Origin of the sequence: Streptomyces sp. NPDC012769, from assembly GCF_042901205.1 — a bacterium.
GTDB lineage: Bacteria > Actinomycetota > Actinomycetes > Streptomycetales > Streptomycetaceae > Streptomyces.
In genome coordinates this window covers 961378-979916 of the sequence record NZ_JBIBCP010000002.1, presented here as the reverse complement: position 1 = coordinate 979916, position 18539 = coordinate 961378, and the positions used below count along the sequence as shown (strand labels likewise).

The 18539-nt window shown below is 71.7% G+C and carries 17 protein-coding genes and 1 riboswitch; of the genes, 4 read left to right on the top strand and 13 right to left on the bottom strand.

The genetic code is table 11. From position 1 onward, the window contains the following. Nucleotides 1-25 precede the first annotated feature (25 nt). A complete protein-coding gene (locus ACFY7C_RS13495) occupies nucleotides 26-1171 on the bottom strand; it encodes a glycosyltransferase family 4 protein (protein WP_389648466.1) in 1146 nt (381 codons plus the stop codon). A gap of 88 nt (nucleotides 1172-1259) precedes the next feature. On the opposite strand from ACFY7C_RS13495, the gene ACFY7C_RS13490 reads away from it, so the two are divergent. After that, nucleotides 1260-2612, top strand: coding sequence for a glycosyltransferase 87 family protein (locus ACFY7C_RS13490; protein WP_389648464.1), 1353 nt, complete (start codon nucleotides 1260-1262; stop codon nucleotides 2610-2612). On the opposite strand, the gene ACFY7C_RS13485 is transcribed toward ACFY7C_RS13490, so the two are convergent. Then, nucleotides 2540-3973: an MATE family efflux transporter gene (locus tag ACFY7C_RS13485; RefSeq protein ID WP_389648461.1), complete on the bottom strand. Its 1434-nt coding sequence runs from the start codon at nucleotides 3971-3973 to the stop codon at nucleotides 2540-2542. The genes ACFY7C_RS13490 and ACFY7C_RS13485 overlap by 73 nt on opposite strands. Nucleotides 3974-4078: 105 nt before the next feature. On the opposite strand from ACFY7C_RS13485, the gene ACFY7C_RS13480 reads away from it, so the two are divergent. Further along, complete coding sequence (locus tag ACFY7C_RS13480; RefSeq protein ID WP_389648458.1) at nucleotides 4079-4636, top strand: PadR family transcriptional regulator; 558 nt, start codon at nucleotides 4079-4081, stop codon at nucleotides 4634-4636. Here the strand turns inward: ACFY7C_RS13480 and ACFY7C_RS13475 are convergent. The 5 genes from ACFY7C_RS13475 to ACFY7C_RS13455 all read right to left on the bottom strand — a co-directional run bounded on the left by ACFY7C_RS13475 (nucleotide 4633) and on the right by ACFY7C_RS13455 (nucleotide 10025). Continuing rightward, nucleotides 4633-5847, bottom strand: coding sequence for a hypothetical protein (locus tag ACFY7C_RS13475; protein WP_389648455.1), 1215 nt, complete (start codon nucleotides 5845-5847; stop codon nucleotides 4633-4635). The genes ACFY7C_RS13480 and ACFY7C_RS13475 overlap by 4 nt on opposite strands. A 23-nt stretch (nucleotides 5848-5870) precedes the next feature. After that, nucleotides 5871-6884 (bottom strand): NlpC/P60 family protein, encoded by a 1014-nt coding sequence (locus ACFY7C_RS13470; RefSeq protein ID WP_389648452.1) that lies wholly within the window; start codon nucleotides 6882-6884, stop codon nucleotides 5871-5873. 193 nt (nucleotides 6885-7077) lie between these two features. Beyond that, nucleotides 7078-8106, bottom strand: coding sequence for an NlpC/P60 family protein (locus tag ACFY7C_RS13465; protein ID WP_389648449.1), 1029 nt, complete (start codon nucleotides 8104-8106; stop codon nucleotides 7078-7080). 266 nt (nucleotides 8107-8372) lie between these two features. Beyond that, a complete protein-coding gene (locus tag ACFY7C_RS13460) occupies nucleotides 8373-9737 on the bottom strand; it encodes an NYN domain-containing protein (RefSeq protein ID WP_389648446.1) in 1365 nt (454 codons plus the stop codon). 45 nt (nucleotides 9738-9782) lie between these two features. Further along, the gene (locus ACFY7C_RS13455; protein ID WP_345489112.1) at nucleotides 9783-10025 is read right to left on the bottom strand and encodes a hypothetical protein; all 243 of its coding nucleotides are present in this window, start codon (nucleotides 10023-10025) and stop codon (nucleotides 9783-9785) included. A gap of 149 nt (nucleotides 10026-10174) precedes the next feature. Between ACFY7C_RS13455 and ACFY7C_RS13450 the strand changes: the two genes are divergently transcribed. Together ACFY7C_RS13450 and ACFY7C_RS13445 are read left to right on the top strand one after the other, a co-directional pair. Next, nucleotides 10175-10909, top strand: coding sequence for a rhomboid family intramembrane serine protease (locus ACFY7C_RS13450; RefSeq protein WP_389648443.1), 735 nt, complete (start codon nucleotides 10175-10177; stop codon nucleotides 10907-10909). Then, entirely contained in the window at nucleotides 10906-11187 is a 282-nt protein-coding gene (locus ACFY7C_RS13445) for an Lrp/AsnC family transcriptional regulator (RefSeq protein ID WP_389648440.1), read from the top strand. The genes ACFY7C_RS13450 and ACFY7C_RS13445 overlap by 4 nt, the downstream gene beginning before the upstream one ends. Before the next feature lie 70 nt (nucleotides 11188-11257). On the opposite strand, the gene ACFY7C_RS13440 is transcribed toward ACFY7C_RS13445, so the two are convergent. From ACFY7C_RS13440 to ACFY7C_RS13415, 6 genes are all read right to left on the bottom strand, one after another. Beyond that, a complete protein-coding gene (locus tag ACFY7C_RS13440; RefSeq protein WP_389648438.1) occupies nucleotides 11258-12622 on the bottom strand; it encodes an aminotransferase class V-fold PLP-dependent enzyme in 1365 nt (454 codons plus the stop codon). Nucleotides 12623-12795: 173 nt separating this feature from the next. Beyond that, a riboswitch (SAM riboswitch) is annotated at nucleotides 12796-12913 on the bottom strand. Nucleotides 12914-12990: 77 nt separating this feature from the next. Beyond that, nucleotides 12991-14055, bottom strand: a complete 1065-nt coding sequence (trpD, locus tag ACFY7C_RS13435) for an anthranilate phosphoribosyltransferase (protein ID WP_389648435.1) — start codon at nucleotides 14053-14055, stop codon at nucleotides 12991-12993. Nucleotides 14056-14192: 137 nt separating this feature from the next. Further along, on the bottom strand, nucleotides 14193-15818 hold the full coding sequence (locus ACFY7C_RS13430; protein WP_389648432.1) for a cytochrome bc complex cytochrome b subunit: 1626 nt from the start codon (nucleotides 15816-15818) through the stop codon (nucleotides 14193-14195). Next, nucleotides 15815-16867, bottom strand: coding sequence for a Rieske 2Fe-2S domain-containing protein (locus ACFY7C_RS13425; protein WP_389648429.1), 1053 nt, complete (start codon nucleotides 16865-16867; stop codon nucleotides 15815-15817). Before ACFY7C_RS13425 ends, ACFY7C_RS13430 begins: the two co-directional genes overlap by 4 nt. Beyond that, nucleotides 16864-17673 carry a c-type cytochrome gene (locus tag ACFY7C_RS13420; protein ID WP_389648425.1) on the bottom strand — a complete coding sequence of 270 codons (810 nt, stop codon included), beginning with the start codon at nucleotides 17671-17673 and terminating at the stop codon, nucleotides 16864-16866. The genes ACFY7C_RS13425 and ACFY7C_RS13420 overlap by 4 nt, the downstream gene beginning before the upstream one ends. A gap of 74 nt (nucleotides 17674-17747) precedes the next feature. Further along, nucleotides 17748-18368, bottom strand: a complete 621-nt coding sequence (locus ACFY7C_RS13415; protein WP_389648422.1) for a heme-copper oxidase subunit III — start codon at nucleotides 18366-18368, stop codon at nucleotides 17748-17750. Nucleotides 18369-18539 lie beyond the last annotated feature (171 nt).

Here is an 18539-nt window from a genome sequence, read left to right as displayed (position 1 = left end):
TGCCCGGACCGCTGCCCCGGGACCGCTAACCCAACAGCTCCCGCAGCCGCTCCGCCAGCAGGTCCCAGCGCCACCGCTCCTCGACCCAGCGGCGTCCGCGTTCCCCCATGCGGGCGCGCAGCTCCGGGTCGAGGAGCAGGGTCGCGATGCGGTCGGCGGACTCCTCCGGGACGCCGCCGCGCACCACCCATCCGGTCTCGCCGTCGAGGACGGCGTCGGGCGCTCCGCCCGAGTCGCCGGCGACGACCGGCAGGCCGGTCGCGGACGCCTCCAGGTAGACGATGCCGAGCCCCTCGACGTCGAGGCCGCCGCGGCGGGTGCGGCAGGGCATGGCGAAGACGTCGCCGGCCCCGTAGTGCGCGGGCAGCTCCGACCACGGGACGGCGCCGGTGAAGCGTACGGATCCGGCCACGCCGGTACGGGCCGCGAGCCGGCGCAGGTCCGCCTCGTACGGGCCGCCGCCGACGATCAGCAGGACCGCGTCGGGCACCCGGCGCAGGATCTCCGGCATGGCGAGGATCAGGGTGTCCTGGCCCTTGCGCGGCACGAGCCGGGAGACGCACACGACCACCGGGCGGTCGCTCAGGCCGAGCCGCTCGCGGACCTCGGCGCCGCCCGAGTCGGGGTGGAAGGTCTTCTCGTCGACACCCGGCGGGAGCTGGGTCATGCGCGCGGCGGCGGCCGGGCTGAGCGCGGTCGCGATCCGGGAGCGGGTGTATTCGCCGAGGTAGGTGATCGTGTCCGTGCCCTCGCCGATCCGGCCGAGGAGCTGCCGGGCGGCGGGCAGCTGCGCCCAGCCCGCCTCGTGGCCGTGGGTGGTGGCGACGAGCCGCCGGGCGCCCGCGCGGCGCAGCGCCGGGGCCATCAGGCCGAGCGGGGCCGCCGCGCCGAACCACACCGCCTCGCAGTCGTGCTCGCGCAGCAGCGCGGTGGCCCGCGCGGTCACCCGAGGAGTCGGCAGCAGCATGGTGGTGCGGTCACGGACGACCGTGAAAGGCTGTTCGGCGTCGAACGCGGCGGTCGCCTCGATCCCCTCGCGGCTGCGCTTCCACGTGGAGGCGTAGACCACGATCCGCTCGGGATCCAGGCGCAGCGCCATGTTGTGCAGGAAGGCCTGGATTCCGCCCGGACGCGGCGGAAAGTCGTTCGTTACGATCAGGGTCTTGTGCATCGTGGCCGACAGTACCGTGGTCGCGGCCCCAGCCCGGCACCACCACCCTCCGCCTCCGGCGGACCGACAGAAGAGGAACTGGACAGGTATGACGGGCGCGGTGGGTACGACCTCGGTCGGCACGGGCGGCAGGGTGGGCGCGACGGTGCGCGAGGGCCTCGGCAGGCCCCTCGGCCTGTGGGCCTTCACCCGTGTGCTGATCCTGCTGTGCGTCTTCAAGGTCGTGGTCATCCCCGGCCCGGACGTCACGAGCGACATCGAGCAGATCTACCAGGGCTGGTACGAGGTCCTGAAGACCGGCACGTACCCGCTGGACGACGTCACCTGGCAGTACCCGCCGGCCGCCGCGCTGCCGATCCTCGCCCCGGCCCTGCTGCCCTTCCTCGGCTACTCCGCCGCGTTCTTCGTGCTCGCGCTGCTCTGCGACGCGCTCGTCTTCGGACTGCTCGTGTACGCGGGGCGGCGGCCGGGCCGCTCGATGCGGGGGGCCTGGCTGTGGCTGGCGGGGGTGCCGCTGCTCGGCCCGACCGCGTACGCCCGGTACGACCTGATGGTGACGGCGGTGGCCGTGGCGGGGCTGCTCGCGGCGGTCCGCAGGCCGGCGGTGCTGGGCGCGCTGGCCGGGTTCGGGGCGACGCTCAAGGTATGGCCGGTGCTGGTGCTCGTGGGCACGGCGCGCGGCCGGGCCACCTTCCGCTCGTGGACGGCGGCGGCGGGCGCGGCGGCCGGGGTGCTGCTGCTGTGCGTGCTCGCGGCGCCGGGGGCGTTGGCCTTCCTGGGCTTCCAGCGGGACCGGGGCACGGAGATCGAGTCGCTGGGCGCGCTGGTCTTCCACGTGGCCCGGCACTTCGGCTGGCCGGGCGAGGCGCGGATGAACTACGGCTCGATCGAGTTCCTCGGGCCGGGTGTGCAGGCGGTGTCGACGGCGGCGATGGCGCTGACGGCCGCCGCCTTCGCCTGGCTGCTCGTGTGGCGGCTGAAGGCGCGGCTGCACACGACGACGACCACCGCGGACGCGGCCTTCGTGGCGGTGCTGCTGTTCACCGCGACGAGCCGGGTGATCAGCCCCCAGTACATGATCTGGCTGGTGGGTCTCGCCGCGGTGTGCCTGGTGTACCGGTCGAGCCGGATGCGGCGGCCCGCGTATCTGGTGCTGTGGGCGACGGCGGTGACGCAGTTCGAGTTCCCGGTGTGGTTCTCGCACGTCGGTGACAGCGATCCGCTGGGCATCGCGCTGCTCCTGGTCCGCAACGGTCTGCTGGTCGCCGCCGTGGTCTCCGCCTGCCGGATCCTGTGGCGGCAGACGGTCACGGAGCCGCGCACGGCTGCGGCCGCGGGCCGGCCGGCGGGCCCGGAGGGGATACCGCCTCAGACGGACCGCGACCCGGCCCCCGCCTCCGCACCGGTCTCCGCACCCGCCTCCGCGTCCGCGTCCTCCTGACCCGTCGGCTGCCCGGTCCCGATCCATCCGCTCCGGCGACGGAGCCGTCCGAGGGCCGCGCACTGGGCCGCCATGGCGAGGGCCATGGCGAGGCAGATCCCGGCGAGGCCGAGGGCCGCCGAGAGCGCGTACGCGAGCGGGAGCTGGAGCAGGACGCCGACGACGGTGATCCGGGCGAGCCGCGGGGAGTCGCCGGAGCCCTCGAAGACCCCGGCCAGGGCGATGAAGCCGGCCATGAGCAGCAGATACGGGCCGAGGCAGCGCAGGAACAGCGCTCCGGCCTCGGCGACGGACGGCTCGGCGCCGAAGCCGCGCATCACCGGCCCGGCGGTGACGAGCAGCAGCAGGGCCGCGCCGGTGCCGAGCAGTCCGCCAAATGCGAGGGCCTGGCGGCCCACGGCCGCCCGCTCGTCGCGGCCGGCGCCCAGCAGGTGGGCGGTGTGGATGGCGGCGGCCTGCCGTAGGGCGTAGAAGGCCATGGTGGCGACGTACATGGCCTTCGCGGCGATGCCGTAGGCGGCGATCTCGGTGACGCCGAGCCGGGCGACGACGGTGACGAGGGCGAGCGCCCCGGCCATGCGGACGGCGAAGTCGACGGACATGGGCAGGCCGAGGGCGGCGGTGCGGCGGACGGCGGCCGGAAGGCCGTCGCCCGCCGGACGCGCGGCCCGGGCGACCCGGCCGCTCCGGGCGGCCTTGAGGAGCTCGTTGCGGCGCAGGGCCAGGAGGCCGGCGGCGAGGGCGGCGGTGCGTCCGACGACGGTGGCGAAGGCGGCGCCCTCCACTCCGTACGCGTGGATCAGCGGTGGGTCGAGGACGAGGATCAGTCCGTTGGCGAGGAAGGCGAGCCGCATGGGAGTGCGGGTGTCGCCGGTGCCCTTGAGGATGCCGTCGAGGACGGTGGTGGCGAAGAAGACGGCCGTGCCCGGCAGCGAGATCGCGAAGTACGCCGTCGCCTGGGCGTGCGCGGGGTGGCCGGAGCCGCCGAGCAGGAGCGCGGCGAGCGGGTCGCGCAGCAGGTAGCCGCCGAGGGCGACGGGCGGGACGAGCAGGGCGCCGAGGGCGACGCCGCCGCGGACGGCGGAGCGCAGGGCGGCCGGGTCGTCGGCGCCTCTGGCCCGGGCGACGAGGACGGTGGTGCCGGAGGCGGCCATGAGGACGACGCCGAGGAGCAGGTTCTCGACGTTGGTCGCGACGGCGACGGCGGCCACGGCGTCCTGGCCGAGGTGGGCGACCCACACCATGCCGATGACGCCGGCGGCGACTCCGGCGAGGAGTTCGAGGTAGACGGGTCCGGCGAGCCGGACGAGCGCGCGGCGGTGCGCGGTGGCCGTGCCTGTCGTGGCGGTCGTGGCCTTCATGGAGGTCCCCCCTGGTGAGACATACCTCGTTTCGAGGTAGCTCGATTCGAGGTAGCCAGAGGTAGCATGAGGCCCCGGTCCCCGACAAGCACGAAGGAGCGGACGGTGCTGGAGCTGTCGATCCTGGGCTTCCTCGACGAGAAGCCGCTGCACGGCTACGAGCTCAAGGAGCGCATCCAGGGCCTGAGCGGCCACGTCCGCCCGGTCAGCGACGGCGCGCTCTACCCGGCGATCACCCGGCTGGTGAAGAACGGCCTGGTGGACAGTCGTACGGAACCGGGCGCGGGCGCGGCCCCGCGCCGGACCCTCTCGCTGACCGCCGAGGGCCGGGCGGAGCTCCGCTCCCGGCTGCGCTCCCCCAAGGACGCCGAGATCACCGACGGCCAGCGCTTCTTCACCCTGTTGGCCTTCCTCGGCCGGCTCCCCGACCCGGCCGATCAGGCCGCCGTCCTGCGCCGCCGCCTGGAGTTCCTCACCACCCCCGCCAGCTTCTTCTACGAGGCGGGCGCGCCGGTCCGCGCCGAGGACGCCCCCGACCCCTTCCGCCGCGGCATGCTCCGGATCGCCCGCGCGACCGGCAGGGAGGAGAAGGCGTGGCTCGTGGAGACGCTGGAGGACCTCGACCGCAAGGCGAGCGGAGAGCCGGGCCGTGAGCCGGCCTAGCCCAGCCGCTCGGTCAGATAGGTCCGCCAGCGGGCCGTGAAGTCCTCGGGTGTGGTGTCCAGGACGTCCGCGAGGGCCTTCTCCACGGCGCCCTCGCGGCGCGGGTGGGCCCCGACCGCCTCGTAGAAGGCGGTGAGCCTCCGCTCGCCCCAGCGGTCCGCGATCAGCGCGCAGGCGAGCCAGCCGCTCTCGTAGGCGCGGGCCATCGTGTCCGCGTCGCCGCCGAAGGTGAAGGCCTTGTCGTCCGGCAGGGCGACGGGGGGCCGGCCGGCGCGGACCTCGCGGGCGAGTTCCGGGGCGGCCTCGGCGGGGGTGCGGTCGGTGCCGCGGTAGGCGACCCAGTCGGCGAAGCCCTCGGAGAGCCAGACCGGAGTGGCCGGGGTGGTCCGGGCGCGGGTGGCGACGTGCGTGGTCTCGTGGGTGAGGACGAACTGCCGGCCGAAGCCGCCGAGCACTCCGTACGCGTCCGGGTTGACGATCACGCGGTCCGCGGGCGCCGCGGGCCCGCCGCCGACCTCGCCGGTGGTGACCGCCGCTATCCCCCGGTACGAGGCGGCGGGCGCGCCGAGCAGTCTGCCCATGGCGTCCACCGAGGCCGGGACCAGGACCACGATCCGTCCGGCCCAGGGCGAGGGCCAGGCGTCGTCGACGGCGGGTACGGCCCGGTCCGCCGCGTCGGCGATCTCGCGCAGCCGCTCGGGGCGCTGGCCGACGCCGAGGACCAGGCTCCGGCGGCCCGTCACGGCGCTGACCTCGCCCTGCTGCCAGAGCTGCTGCGGGGCACCGTCGGCGGCGCGGTCACCGGTGACGTACCAGCGGCCGTCCCGTTCGGCGAGCTCCAGGATCCGCCGGGTGGTGGCGGGCCCGGAGTCGTAGCCCTGGATGCGGTAGTCGAGTTCGGTCTCGGCGGTGGCCCGTCCGGGGCCGGCCGGGTCGACGTCGGTGACCCGGTACGACCAGCCGCCGAGCGGGATCTTCGCCAGCCGGCCGAACTCGGTCCGCGCGGCGGGGGCGAGCGCCGGGTCGAGGGCGGCGAGATAGCCGGCCTCGTCCCCCCTCAGCAGGGCCTCGGCGCGCCGGTCGAGGAGGCGCTGCACCTCGGCGCGGGCGGGCTCGTCCCGCTCGGGGGCCGTGCACCCGGCGAGGGCGAGCAGGGCCGACAGCGCGCACACGGCGGCACCGCGCGCCACCCGCCTGCCCCGATCCGCCATGCCCCCGATCGTACGGGGCCGGGTCAGACCCGGGTCACCGTCGCGTGGGACATCATGTTCACCGGGTCGTAGCGGACCCGGGCGCCCGGGTAGGGGGCGTGGATGACCTGGCCGTTGCCGGCGTAGATCGCCACGTGGCTGGCGTCGCCGCGGTACGTGACGAGGTCGCCGGGCTGCGCCTGGGAGAGCGGCACGCGGCGGCCGGCGTTCCGCTGTGCCTGGGAGGTGCGGGGCAGGGCGATGCCGGCCTGGCGGTAGGACCAGACCATCAGGCCCGAGCAGTCGAAGGCGGACGGGCCGGTCGCGCCCCACACATACGGCTTGCCGATGGCGCTGCGCGCGGCGATCACCGCGGCGGCGGCGCGCGAGGGGCCGAGGTCGGCGAGCGGCGGGAGGTCCTCGTCGAGGGCCTCGCGGCCGGAGCGGGAGGCCCGTTCGAAGCCGGCCCGTTCGTCGGCGGTCATGGCGGCGAGCACCCGGCGGGCCTCGGCGAGCTTCCGTTCGACGGTGCGCTTGTGCTTCGCCACCTCGCTGCGGCTGCGCTCGAGTTCGGCGAGGGCCCGGCTCGCCTCGGTCCGCTCCTGCGCCAGCTTGCGCAGCTCGCGCCGGAGTTCGGCGAGGGCGGCGCCCTGGCGGGCGGTGACCCGGTCGAGGACGGAGGCCCGGTCGAGGTAGCTGTCCGGGTCGGAGGAGAGCAGCAGGGCGAGGGCCGGGTCGATGCCGCCGGAGCGGTACTGGGCTCCGGCGACCGAACCGAGCGCGCCGCGCATGCGGTTGATCCGCTCCTGGCCGCGGGCGAGGCTGTCCCGCGCCTGGGAGACCGTGGTGCGCAGCCGGTCGGCCTTCTCGTCGGCCCGGTTGTAACCCTCGGTGGCCCTCTCGGCCTCCTCGAAGAGCCGGTCGACGGTGGCACGGGTGGTCTCGGGGGTGGAGCCGGCCGGGTCGGCGTGCGCGGGGACGGCACCGAGGGCGGTGGCCGCGGTGGCGGCCGCCGCGGTGAGGACGGTGACCCTGGCGGGTCGTCGGTGGGTCGCCAAGGATCACGCTCCTGTTCGGCTCGACGGACTGGCGCGGCAGACAGTAGCCGTTCGCGGTGCCGCCTCCAACGAAGCCGCCGAACACACAAAGTGACGCCCCGCCGGAGATCACAGGTCACCGGCGGGGCGTCAGGTCAGTTCGGGATCCGGCGAACCACCCGATCGGGGGCGTGGTTCGCGGTGTCGCCAGGCGTCAGATGCGGACGCCGAACTGGAAGGTGCCCATGTAGTCCATGGACTCGTAGCGGACCACGGCGCCCGGCTTCGGGGCGTGCAGGATGGTGTTGTTGCCCGCGTACAGGCCCACGTGGGACAGGCTGTTGAAGAAGACCAGGTCGCCCGGCTTGAGCTGGCTGCGGCCGATCTTCACGCCGTCGTTCTGCTGGGTGTAGGTGGTGCGGCTGATGCCGACACCGGCCTGCCGGTAGGACCACTGCGTCAGACCGGAGCAGTCGTACGAGTTGGGGCCCTCGGCGCCGGAGACGTACGGCTTGCCGAGCTGGGTGGCGGCGGCGTTGAGGGCGGCGGCGCCGCGCTGGGAGGCGGGCACCTCGTTGCCGAGGTCGACGCGGTCGCCGGCGGCGCGGCTGGCGCGCTGCTCGTCCTGCTGGATCTTGGCGCGCTCGGCGGCGGTCAGGGTGTTGAGGAGCTTCTGCGCCTCGGCGAGCTTGCCCTGGAACTTCTTCTTCTTCTCGCCCAGGGTCTTGCGGACGTCCTCGAGGTCGGCGAGCTTCGTGGTCGCCTCGGCCCGCTGCTGGGCGAGGGTGCGCTGCTTGGCCTGGATGGACTGGAGGACGTCGGCCTGCTTGGCGCCGAGCTGGTCGATCGCGGACGCCTTGTCGAGGTAGGTGTCCGGGTCGGAGGAGAGGAAGAGCTGGAGCGCCGGGTCGATGCCGCCGGAGCGGTACTGGGCGCTGGCGACCGAACCGATCTGACCGCGAAGGGTGTTGAGCTCCTCCTGGCCGCGGGCGACCTTGTCCTGGAGGGCGCCGATCTCCTTCTGCAGCTTGCCCCTGCGCTCCTCGGCGAGGTTGTACTGCTCCGTGGCCTCCTCGGCCTCGTGGTGCAGCTTGTCGACCTTCGACTTGACCTCGTCGATCTTCGGCTTGGGAGCCGCCTGGGCACCGGTCTGGGCGGACAGCGCGACGGCGGCCGCGGCGGTCGCGGTGAGCACGGTCACACGGGTGCGGCTGGGCTGCTTGGGTCGACGGTGGGACGCCACGAAGGCGATCTCCTTCTTCCTCGAGCCGCCAGGCCGAACTGCGGCAGGCGGGACCATCGCTGTCATCCCCGATGGATGATCAACCGCGCGAAGGTTCGAGGCCCGACCCTAGTGACCATCTTGTGATCAGTTCAAATCCCAACGGGCAAAATCTCGCCCGCTCGACAAGTTATTTACCTACATCCCACGGGCAGTAATGGCCACTTGACCCTGCGCGGACAACAATCCGGACATCCAGCCCAGGAGTGCCCAGCGGTGACGAGAGGTCACGAGAGGCGCGAAAGCCTCTTCAGCAACAACGCGGAGGCCACGGGCCGCGCACCGGACTTGGCGACCCCGTCGGCCACCTCGCGGTCGGTGGACACCACCACGACCGGGCGCCCGGGCGGCTCGGCGCGCACCAGCTGACGGATCAGCTCGTCGGCCGTCACACCGGGCTTGGAGAACAGCACCCGCACCCCGCGCGGCGGCGCGAGCAGCACCGGCGCCGCGAGCTCGGCGCCGTCGAAGACACAGGTGATCTCCGCGCCGGAGCGGGCCGCGAGCGCGGACAGACCGCCGAGCAGCCGCAGCCGCTGCTTCTCCAGCGGCATCGTCGGATAGCCGGTCTTGGTGACGTTGTAGCCGTCCACCACCAGGTGCGCCTGGGGCAGTTCGAGGAGCTGGTCGAGGAGCGCCGGGTCGGTCTCGGACAGGGCGCGCGCCGCGATGTCCTTCGGCGACATCCGGCCGGGCTCGACGGCGTCCACGGTGTCCGCGGGGTGCATCGACACCGGGGGCAGGGCGAGTTCACGGCGCAGCCCCTGGGCGGCGTCGAGCACCGTGTCCAGGAGCAGCCGCAGCCGCATGTCCTCCACCGAGCGGCCCTCGCGGGCGGCCCGCCGGCTGGCCTCCAGCGCGGCCTCCACCTCGGCGAGGCGGGCCTTGAGGCGCCGGGTCTCGCTCTCGGCGGCCGACACCTGGGCGGCGGCCTCGGTCCGCGCGGTGTCGATCTCGGCCTGGACGCGCCGCAGCGCGGCCTCGCCGCGCTTGACGTCGCTCTGTGCGCTGCGCAGCTTGCGGTGAAGCGATTCGGCTTCCTTGCGGGCCGCCTCCAGATCGTGCCGCAGCTGCTCGGTCTCGGCCCGGGCGCGCTCCCTGGCGCCCGCGACCTCCTCGCGCAGCCGCTGCAGCTCACGCCGGCTCGCCTCGTCGGCCCGCTCGGCGTCGGCGCGCTGCGCCTCCTCGCCGGCGGCGGCCACCAGCTTGCCCCAGCCGGCCGGGCGCAGCACATAGGCCGCGGCCGCCACGTCGACCGGGTCGGCCGCGGCGGGCACGGCACCGGACTCCACCGCCCCGGCGAGCTCGGGCTGGGACTCCTTGAAGCGCTCCCCGATCCGCTGCCGGAACAGCGGGTCGCTCTCCAGGGCGGCGGCCATCGCGTTCCCGGCGAACTTGGCCCGCCGGGGGGCAGTGAAACGGGCGTACTGCCGCAGCGGGGCCGGCAGCTCGGCGACGGTCAGCCCGCCGAAGGCGTCCGCGACCAGCGCGACGACCTTCCGCCGCACGGCTTCGGGCAGGGGCCGGTCGAGCGCCTCGGCGGCGTCGTCCGCCGAGCCCGTCGGCTCATCACCGTGCGCGGGCTGCTCCACGATCCGTCACCCCTCTCCCTGTCGTCGCCCTCTGGGGGCCGCTTCTCAGGAAGCGGCGCCCGGCCTGTCCACCAACTCGATCTGGTCCACCGCGTTGCACCAGCGGCAGCGGACCGACTCGATGGTCTCACTGACCACCTCGCGCTCCTCCACCTTGGGCTCTCCGGCGAGGTCCAGATGGACGTACTCGACGACCTTGGACGAGCGGGTCACATCGAAGCGGGTCAGGTTGCCGCAGAGCGTGCAGCGCCAGCGGGTGTCGGCGGTCGGCAGGGGAACCGTCGTCATCGTGCCGTCCTCTTTCGTACGAGCTTCACGGGCCCGCGGTGCGCCGTCGAACTGCGGGAGTACTGCCCGTAACCCTACGGCCTCGCGGGTACCCCATGACACGGCGAGGCACTCTGTCCAGGTGGGCCCGGGTACGCCATGATCTGTCCATGATCGACTGGCGGGGCGTGACCCTCGGCGCCTGGCGGGGCGCCCGGAACGGACCGACCGTGACCTACGGCCTCATCGCCGGCTGCGTGCTGCTCTTCGCGGCGAGCCCGGCGTCGGGGCTGAACCCGGTGTACGGCACCGGTCACGAGCTGCTCGTGGCGCAGAGCACGTACTTCCGGCGCTGGGGCGTGATCCCCGCGGAGCTGACCGGCGGCGATCCACGCGCCCTGCTGACCCCGTTGACCGCCCTCTTCGTGCACGGCAGCTGGCTGCACCTGCTCGGCAACATGCTGTTCCTGTACGTGTTCGGGGCGATGGCCGAGGAGCGGATGGGCCGGATCGGCTTCGGTCTGTTCTATCTGGGGTGCGGCTGTCTGGCACTGCTCGGGTACGCGGTGGCGCACGCGGACAGCGAGCAGACCCTGGTGGGTGCGTCGGGGGCGATCTCGGGAGTGCTCGGGGCCTTCCTCCATCTCTTCCCGCGCGCCCGGGTGACCAGCCTCTTCCCGTTCCTCTTCTTCCTGCCGCTGCGCTTCCCGGCCTGGATCGTGCTGATCTTCTGGTTCGTGCTCCAGTGGCTGGCCGCCCGCTCGGCGGGCTCGGGGCCGGGGGTGGCGTACCTGGCGCACGTGCTGGGCTTCGGCATCGGCTTCGTCTACGCGTGGGCGCGGTACGGGCGTGCCGATAGAGTGAAACCCCCAGCCGCGGCCACCGAGGGAGAAAGCCAGCCGTGATCACCGCGATCGTGCTCATCAAGACCAGCGTGGACCGCATCCCCGAGATCGCCGAGGCGATCGCCGCGATCGACTCCGTCACCGAGGTCTTCTCCGTCACCGGGACCTACGACCTGATCGCCATGGTCCGGGTGGCGCGCCACGACGACCTGGCCGACGTGATCCCCGGCCGGATCTCCAAGATCCCGGGCGTCGAGGCCACCGACACGCACGTCGCGTTCCGCGCCTACTCCCAGCACGACCTGGACGCGGCCTTCGCCATCGGTCTGGAGTCCTGACGGCGGTACGGACACGGTGAAGCCGGCCTCTCCCCCGCGGGAGGCCGGCTTCACCCGTATGAGGGAGCGGTCAGCCGCGGTCCGGGACGCAGCGGCCGTCCTCGGTGCGGTACGTCCACCGGGCGCCGTCGCGGACCAGTTCCCGGACCGCGCCGACGAACCGCTCCACGTGCTCGTCGGGCGTGCCCGCGCCGAAGCTGACCCGGATCGCGTTGAGGGACCTCTCGCCGGGGGCCGCGTCGGGGGCGCCGCACGCGCCCGGGTCCTGCGGGTCGCTGCCGAGCAGGGTGCGCACCAGCGGGTGGGCGCAGAACAGGCCGTCGCGGACCCCGATGCCGTACTCGGCGGAGAGCGCGGCGGCGAAGTGGGAGCTGTTCCAGCCCTCCACGACGAAGGAGATGACGCCGACGCGGGGGGCCTCGTCGCCGAAGAGCGACAGGACCCGCACCTCGGGCACCTCGGCCAGGCCCTCGCGGACCTTCGCGATCAGGTGCCGCTCCCGGGCGACGAGCCGGTCGAAGCCGGCCTCGGTGAGGGCCTTGCAGGCGGAGGCGATGGAGTAGACGCCGATGACGTTGGGGGAGCCGGCCTCGTGCCGGGCCGCGGTGGTGTGCCACTCCACGTCCACACCGCCGTCGGCCCGGCGCGCCACCGTGCGGGAGGCGCCGCCGCCGGCGAGGTACGGCTCGGCGTCCCGCAGCCAGTCGGCCCGGCCGGCGAGGACGCCGGAGCCGAACGGCGCGTACAGCTTGTGCCCGGAGAAGGCGACCCAGTCGACGTCCAACTCCCTCACGGAGACGGGGTGGTGGGGCGCCAGCTGGGCGGCGTCGAGGACGATCCGCGCACCGTGCGCATGCGCCGCGGAGGCCAGTTCCCGCACCGGCCACAGCTCACCGGTCACGTTGGACGCTCCGGTCACGCAGACCAGGGCCGGGCCGTACGGGTCGCGCTCGGCGAGGGCGCGCTCCAGGGTCTCCACGGCCTGCTCGGGGGTGCGCGGCGCGTTGAGGTAGGTGACGCGGGCGTCCCTCCAGGGCAGCAGGGAGGCGTGGTGCTCGGTCTCGAAGACGAAGACCTGGCAGTCGGCGGGGAGCACCTGGGCCAGCAGGTTGAGCGAGTCGGTGGTGGAGCGGGTGAAGACGACCTCGTCGCCGGGGCGGCAGTCGAGGAACTCGGCGACGGTGACCCTGCTGTTCTCGAAGAGGTCGGTGGAGAGCTGGGAGAGGTACCCGGCGCCGCGGTGGACGCTGCCGTAGTAGGGGGCGTACGCGGCGACGTCGTCCCACACCCGCTGGAGGGCCGGGGCGCTGGCCGCGTAGTCGAGCGCCGCGTAGGTGACCTCGCCGCCGGTGACGAGCGGGACGGTGACATCCCGGCCCAGAACGGCCAGAGGGGCACAAAGGGACTGGTCGGCGGCAGCGGTGATCACGGACATGGCGAACTCCCGTTCAGGGCAGGCGAATTCAGCGCCTCGACGCGACGGGACACACGGCCGCGGAGGCACGGAAAGGGAAAAGGGGGTGACGAAGAAGGGGCTTCGAGGCCCTAACGCATTCGCTTGCTCACGAGACTGCTCCCTTGAGGACCAAGGACCCCAGGGATTGCAGGGGTCCGCGCTTGCCGCGGACCTTTTTGTCCACGGCCTGGTCTTCACCCGGGGCACCCCGCCACGGACGGAGGGTTGCCGGACAGCCGGCCGGGGCCTTGATGGCTGTCACTCATGACCTGGTTCAGAAGCTATGCCAACTGATCGTCGGCGCGCAACCCCGTCCGTATTCCGGACGGGGCCGCGCGCTGTGACACCTACGCGTTGCTGACGGCGACCCACCGCTCCAGGGCGCGCCGGGCGGCACCGGAGTCGAGGGACTCGGCCGCCTTCTCCATGCCGGCCCGAAGCTGCTCCACGAGGGTGCCCTCCCCCGGCTCCAGGGCGGTCAGCGCCGCCGCCGAGTTGAGCAGCACCGCGTCCCGTACCGGACCGGTCTCACCGGCGAGCAGCCGCCTGGCGACGTCGGCGTTGTACGAGGCGTCGGCACCGCGCAGGGCCTCCACGGGCACCAGGTCGATGCCGACGTCACGCGGGTCGAAGTGCTCCTCGCGGACGGTGCCGTCCCGGACGATCCACACCCGCGAGGTGGCCGTGGTGGTGAGCTCGTCCAGGCCGTCGTCTCCCCGGAAGACCAGCGCGGAGGAACCGCGCTCGGCGAGCACCCCGGCGACGATCGGGGCCATCCGGGCGTCGGCGACTCCGGTGGCCTGGGCCCTGACCCTTGCCGGATTGGTCAGCGGGCCCAGGAAGTTGAACACCGTGCGGATGCCCAGCTCCTTGCGGGCCATCGCCACATGGCGCAGCGCCGGGTGGAACTTCACCGCGAAGCAGAAGGTGATCCCGGCCTCCTCGGCGACCTCGGCGACCCGCCGCGGGGTCAGCTCAAGGTTGACGCCGAGCTTCTCCAGGACGTCGGAGGCACCGGAGGCCGAGGACGCGGCCCGGTTGCCGTGCTTGACGACCTTGGCACCCGTACCGGCCACGACGATCGCCGACATGGTGGAGACGTTCACCGTCTTGGCGCCGTCACCGCCGGTGCCGACGATGTCGACGGTGGCTCCCGGCACCTCGATGGTGTTGGCGTGCGCGTACATGGTCCGGACGAGACCGGTGATCTCCTCCACGGTCTCGCCCTTGGCGCGCAGGGCGACCACGAAGCCGGCGATCTGCGCGTCCGTCGCCTCGCCGCGCAGGATGCGGTCCATGGCCCAGGCGGTGTCCTCGGCGCTCTGGTCGCGGCCGTTCAGCAGACCGTCCAGGACGACGGGCCAGGAGCGGCCCGCCGCGGTGTCGCCTCCAGCGGGGTTCGCAGCGCTCATGGTCGCTCCTGGTGTGTGCGTACGTACGTGTCTACAGAGTGCCCCCACCCTATCGATCTCCGGGAACGGCAAAGAGCCCCGTCCATCGAATGGACGGGGCTCTCGCCGTGGCGACCTACATCAGGAGGTCAAGGTGATCAGTGGTGGCCGTGGCCGCTCTGGATCTCCTTGTACTCCTCGACGGTGGGCTTGGCGATCTGGTTGTCCGCGCCGTAGTAGCCCCGGTTGAGCTTGACCCGGAGCTTCTCCATGCGGCCGATCTTGCGCTCCACGCCGTTCTCGTCGACGGCCGGCGGCAGCTCGGCCGGCGCGTACTGCTCGTGCGCGGTGAGCTTGTGCAGCTCGCCCTGGCTGAGCGGGGTGTGGACCTCGACGAACTCACCGTGCGGCAGGCGCTTGATGATGCCGGACTCGCGACCGTGCAGCACCTTGTCCTTGTCCCGGCGCTGGAGGCCGAGGCAGATCCGCTTGGTGACGATGAACGCGATGACCGGTCCGACGAAGAAGAAGATCCGGACGAACCACGTGATCGCGTTGATCGACAGGTGGAAGTGGGTGGCGAAGATGTCGTTTCCACCACCGATGAGCATGATCATGTACGCGGTGATCCAGGCGACACCGAAGGCGGTGCGCGTCGGAGCGTTGCGCGGGCGCTGTGCGATGTGGTGCTCGCGCTTGTCGCCCGTGATCCAGGACTCGATGAACGGGTAGACCGCGATGGCCGCCAGGACCAGCGGGAAGATCACCAGCGGGATGAACACGCCCAGGACCAGGGTGTGGCCCCAGATGTTGATCTCCCAGCCCGGCATGACACGGATCAGACCCTCGGCGAAGCCCATGTACCAGTCGGGCTGGGCGCCGGTCGACACCTGGTCCGGACGGTAGGGGCCGAGCGCCCAGATCGGGTTGATCGAGGCGATCGCCGAGATGACCGCGATGACACCGAAGACCAGGAAGAAGAAGCCTCCGGCCTTGGCCATGTACACCGGCAGCAGCGGCATGCCGACGACGTTCTTGTTCGTGCGGCCGGGGCCCTCGAACTGCGTGTGCTTGTGGACGAACACCAGGATCAGGTGGGCGACCACCAGGCCGAGCATGATGCCCGGGAGCAGCAGCACGTGCGCCGAGTAGAACCGGGCGACGAAGTCGCCGCCGGGGAACTCCCCGCCGAACAGGAACATCGACAGGTACGTGCCGACGATCGGCACGGACAGGATCGCGCCCTGCATGAAGCGGACACCGGTGCCGGAGAGCAGGTCGTCCGGGAGCGAGTAACCGGTGAAGCCGGTGAACATGCCCAGGAAGAACAGCAGGAAGCCGAACAGCCAGTTGATCTCACGCGGCTTGCGGAACGCGCCGGTGAAGAACACGCGCATCATGTGCACGAACATGCCGGCGATGAAGATCAGCGCCGCCCAGTGGTGGATCTGCCGGATGAGCAGACCACCGCGCACCTCGAAGGAGATGTGCATGGTCGAGTTGAACGCCTCGGACATCAGCTGTCCCTGGAGCGGGACGTACGGTCCGGTGTACTCCACCTCGTTCATCGACGGGTGGAAGAACATCGTCAGATAGACGCCCGTCAGGATGATGATGAGGAAGCTGTAGAGGCAGACCTCGCCCAGCATGAAGGACCAGTGGTCCGGGAAGATCTTCCGCATGTTGGCCTTGGCCAGCGTGTAGATCCCCAGGCGGCCGTCGGCCCAGTCGGCGACCCGCTCACCGGCGGGCGCCTTCTTCTGCGTATTGGTCACAGTGCTCATCCGCGCTCCCAGAAGGCAGGGCCGACGGGCTCGTCGAAGTCGCCGAGCGCCTCCAGGAAGCCCTTGTCGTTCACGCCGATCCGCAGCTGCGGGAGGGCGTGGCCGGCCGGGCCGAAGATGACACGGGCGCCGTCGGACAGGTCGAAGGTGGACTGGTGGCACGGGCAGAGCACGTGGTGCGTCTGCTGCTCGTACAGGGAGATCGGGCAGCCGACGTGGGTGCAGATCTTCGAGAAGGCGACGATGCCGTCGTGCGACCACTCGAGCTCGCGCTTGTCCTTGATGTCCTCCGGCTGGATCCGGACGATCATCAGGGCAGCCTTGGCGATCTCGGTCTGGAAGTGGTGGTCGTGCTCCGAGAGGCCCTCGGGCATCGCGAAGGTCAGCGAACCGACCGCGACGTCCTCGGGACGCAGCGGCTCGTGCGTGTTCATGTTGATGAGCTGCTTGCCCTTGGCCCACATGGTGGACCGGAGCTTCTTCTCGGGCAGCGGACCCATGTCACGCAGCAGCACGACACCGGAGAGCGGCACCATGGCCAGCGCGCCGAAGAGCGTGTTGCGGACGAGCTTGCGGCGGCCGAAGCCGGACTCGGCGGCACCGGCCGCGAAGTCCGCCATGACCTTGGCCTTGACCTCGGGCGACGCCTCGATCGGGTGACGCTCGTCGGCGACCTCGACATCGGACATGAGGGTACGGGCCCAGTGGACCGCGCCCGCGCCGATGAAGAACAGGGCCAGGCCGAGCGTCCAGCCCAGGGCGAAGTTGAGCGCGGACACCCGGCCGAAGGGCCAGATGTACACGATCTTGTCGACCGGGAAGATCACGTACGAGGCGATGAAGCCGATCGTGGCCAGCATCGACAGCGTGAACATGAAGGCGACCGCACGCTCGGACCGCTTGGCGGCCCGCTCGTCGATGTCCTGGATGCGCGGCTTGTGGGGCGGGAGGCCCGGGTCGGCGAACGGGTCGTCGGCGACCTTCACCGCGCCGTGCGCGGTGTCCTGCGCGGTCGGCAGGTTCTCTTCTGAATTCTCTTGCGTACTCATGACTTCTTGGCCTTAGCGGTGTGGGCCGCGACCCAGATGGCAACTGCGATCAGTCCGCCCAGACCGAAGATCCAGCCGAAGAGACCCTCGCTGACGGGGCCGAGCCCGCCCAGCTTGAGACCACCCGGGCTGTCGGACTTCTCGCCGTTGACGGCCTGGACGTAGGCGATGATGTCCTTCTTCTGCTGCTCCGGCATCGTCGTGTCGGGGAAGGAGGGCATGTTCTGCGGGCCGGTCTGCATGGCCTCGTAGAGGTGCTTCGGGTCCACGCCCTCGAGGCTGGGGGCGTACTTGCCGTAGGTCAGCGCGCCGCCCTCGCCGGTGAAGTTGTGGCACTGGGCACAGTTGGAGCGGAACAGCTCGCCACCCTTGGCGATGTCCGCGCCCTCAGGGCTGTACTGGCTTTCCGTCGGCGTGATCGGACCGGCGCCGAGGGAGGCGATGTACGCCGCGAGCTGATCGATCTCAGCCTGCGAGTAGACGACCTTCTTCTTCGGGACCTGGGCGCCCGGCTGCTGGGCCGGCATACGGCCCGTGCCGACCTGGAAGTCCACGGCTGCCGAGCCCACGCCGACCAGGGACGGGCCGTCAGAGGTGCCCTGACCGCCGGTTCCGTGGCAGCTGGCGCAACCGACGGAGTAGAGCTTCTTGCCCTCCTCGATGGCGAGGGACTGGGCGGTTTCGTCGGCCTTGGCCGTGCCCGCGGGCGCGAACGCGGCGTACAGCCCCCCAGTTGCCGCCAGCGCGAGAAGTAGGACGACGACCGCCGCCAGCGGATGGCGTCGTCGTGCGGAGAGCTTTTTCACGGATTACCCCGGTGTCAGGATCTTCTGCGTCGATGCTTGCTGGATGAGTCGGCCCGCCCGGAGGCGGGGCCCGATTACTTGATCAAGTAGATCGTGGCGAAGAGGCCGATCCAGACGACATCGACGAAGTGCCAGTAGTAGGACACGACGATGGCGGCGGTTGCCTGCTCGTGAGTGAACCTCTTGGCGGCGTACGTCCGGCCCAGGACCAGCAGGAAGGCGATGAGACCGCCCGTCACGTGCAGGCCGTGGAAGCCGGTGGTCAGGTAGAACACCGTGCCGTACGGGTCCGAGGACAGCGAGAGGCCGTCCTTCTTGACCAGCTCGGTGTACTCGAAGACCTGGCCGCCGATGAAGATCGCGCCCATCACGAACGTGATGATGAACCACGACCGGAGCTTCTTCACATCGCCCCGCTCCGCGGCGAAGACGCCGAGCTGGCAGGTGAGAGAGGAGAGCACCAGGATCGTGGTGTTCGTCGCGGAGAACGGGAGGTTCAAGGCGTGCGCCTTTTCCGCCCAGTACTCCGCGCCCATCACGGATCGCAGGGTGAAGTACATCGCGAAGAGGGCCGCGAAGAACATCAGCTCGGAGCTCAACCAGATGATGGTTCCGACGCTGGTGAGGTTCGGTCGATTGACCGACGGGTGCGCGTGCCCTGTTTCTACTGTCGTTACTGTCGCCACGACCGACATTATGTCGGTCGCTTATCCCGCCCTCACTCCGGGGGGTGCCGTTCGGAGTGTCCGGGGTGCGTGTCCAGCCCGAACGGCCCATCCAAGCGGCGTTCCGCCACCCTTCGAACAGGTGTTGAACGGGTGTTGACGGGCTGTGGAGCGGAGTAGCATCCGCGCAACGACCGACCA

Excerpts from the sequence above, each read along its gene's own strand:
- ACFY7C_RS13415 (WP_389648422.1), bottom strand. The coding sequence starts at position 18,368 with ATGTCGGTCGTGGCGACAGTAACGACAGTAGAAACAGGGCACGCGCAC.
- ACFY7C_RS13450 (WP_389648443.1), top strand. The coding sequence starts at position 10,175 with ATGATCGACTGGCGGGGCGTGACCCTCGGCGCCTGGCGGGGCGCCCGG.
- ACFY7C_RS13455 (WP_345489112.1), bottom strand. The coding sequence starts at position 10,025 with ATGACGACGGTTCCCCTGCCGACCGCCGACACCCGCTGGCGCTGCACG.
- ACFY7C_RS13440 (WP_389648438.1), bottom strand. The coding sequence starts at position 12,622 with ATGTCCGTGATCACCGCTGCCGCCGACCAGTCCCTTTGTGCCCCTCTG.
- ACFY7C_RS13495 (WP_389648466.1), bottom strand. The coding sequence starts at position 1,171 with ATGCACAAGACCCTGATCGTAACGAACGACTTTCCGCCGCGTCCGGGC.
- ACFY7C_RS13425 (WP_389648429.1), bottom strand. The coding sequence starts at position 16,867 with ATGAGTACGCAAGAGAATTCAGAAGAGAACCTGCCGACCGCGCAGGAC.
- ACFY7C_RS13485 (WP_389648461.1), bottom strand. The coding sequence starts at position 3,973 with ATGAAGGCCACGACCGCCACGACAGGCACGGCCACCGCGCACCGCCGC.
- ACFY7C_RS13490 (WP_389648464.1), top strand. The coding sequence starts at position 1,260 with ATGACGGGCGCGGTGGGTACGACCTCGGTCGGCACGGGCGGCAGGGTG.
- trpD (WP_389648435.1), bottom strand. The coding sequence starts at position 14,055 with ATGAGCGCTGCGAACCCCGCTGGAGGCGACACCGCGGCGGGCCGCTCC.
- ACFY7C_RS13475 (WP_389648455.1), bottom strand. The coding sequence starts at position 5,847 with ATGGCGGATCGGGGCAGGCGGGTGGCGCGCGGTGCCGCCGTGTGCGCG.
- ACFY7C_RS13430 (WP_389648432.1), bottom strand. The coding sequence starts at position 15,818 with ATGAGCACTGTGACCAATACGCAGAAGAAGGCGCCCGCCGGTGAGCGG.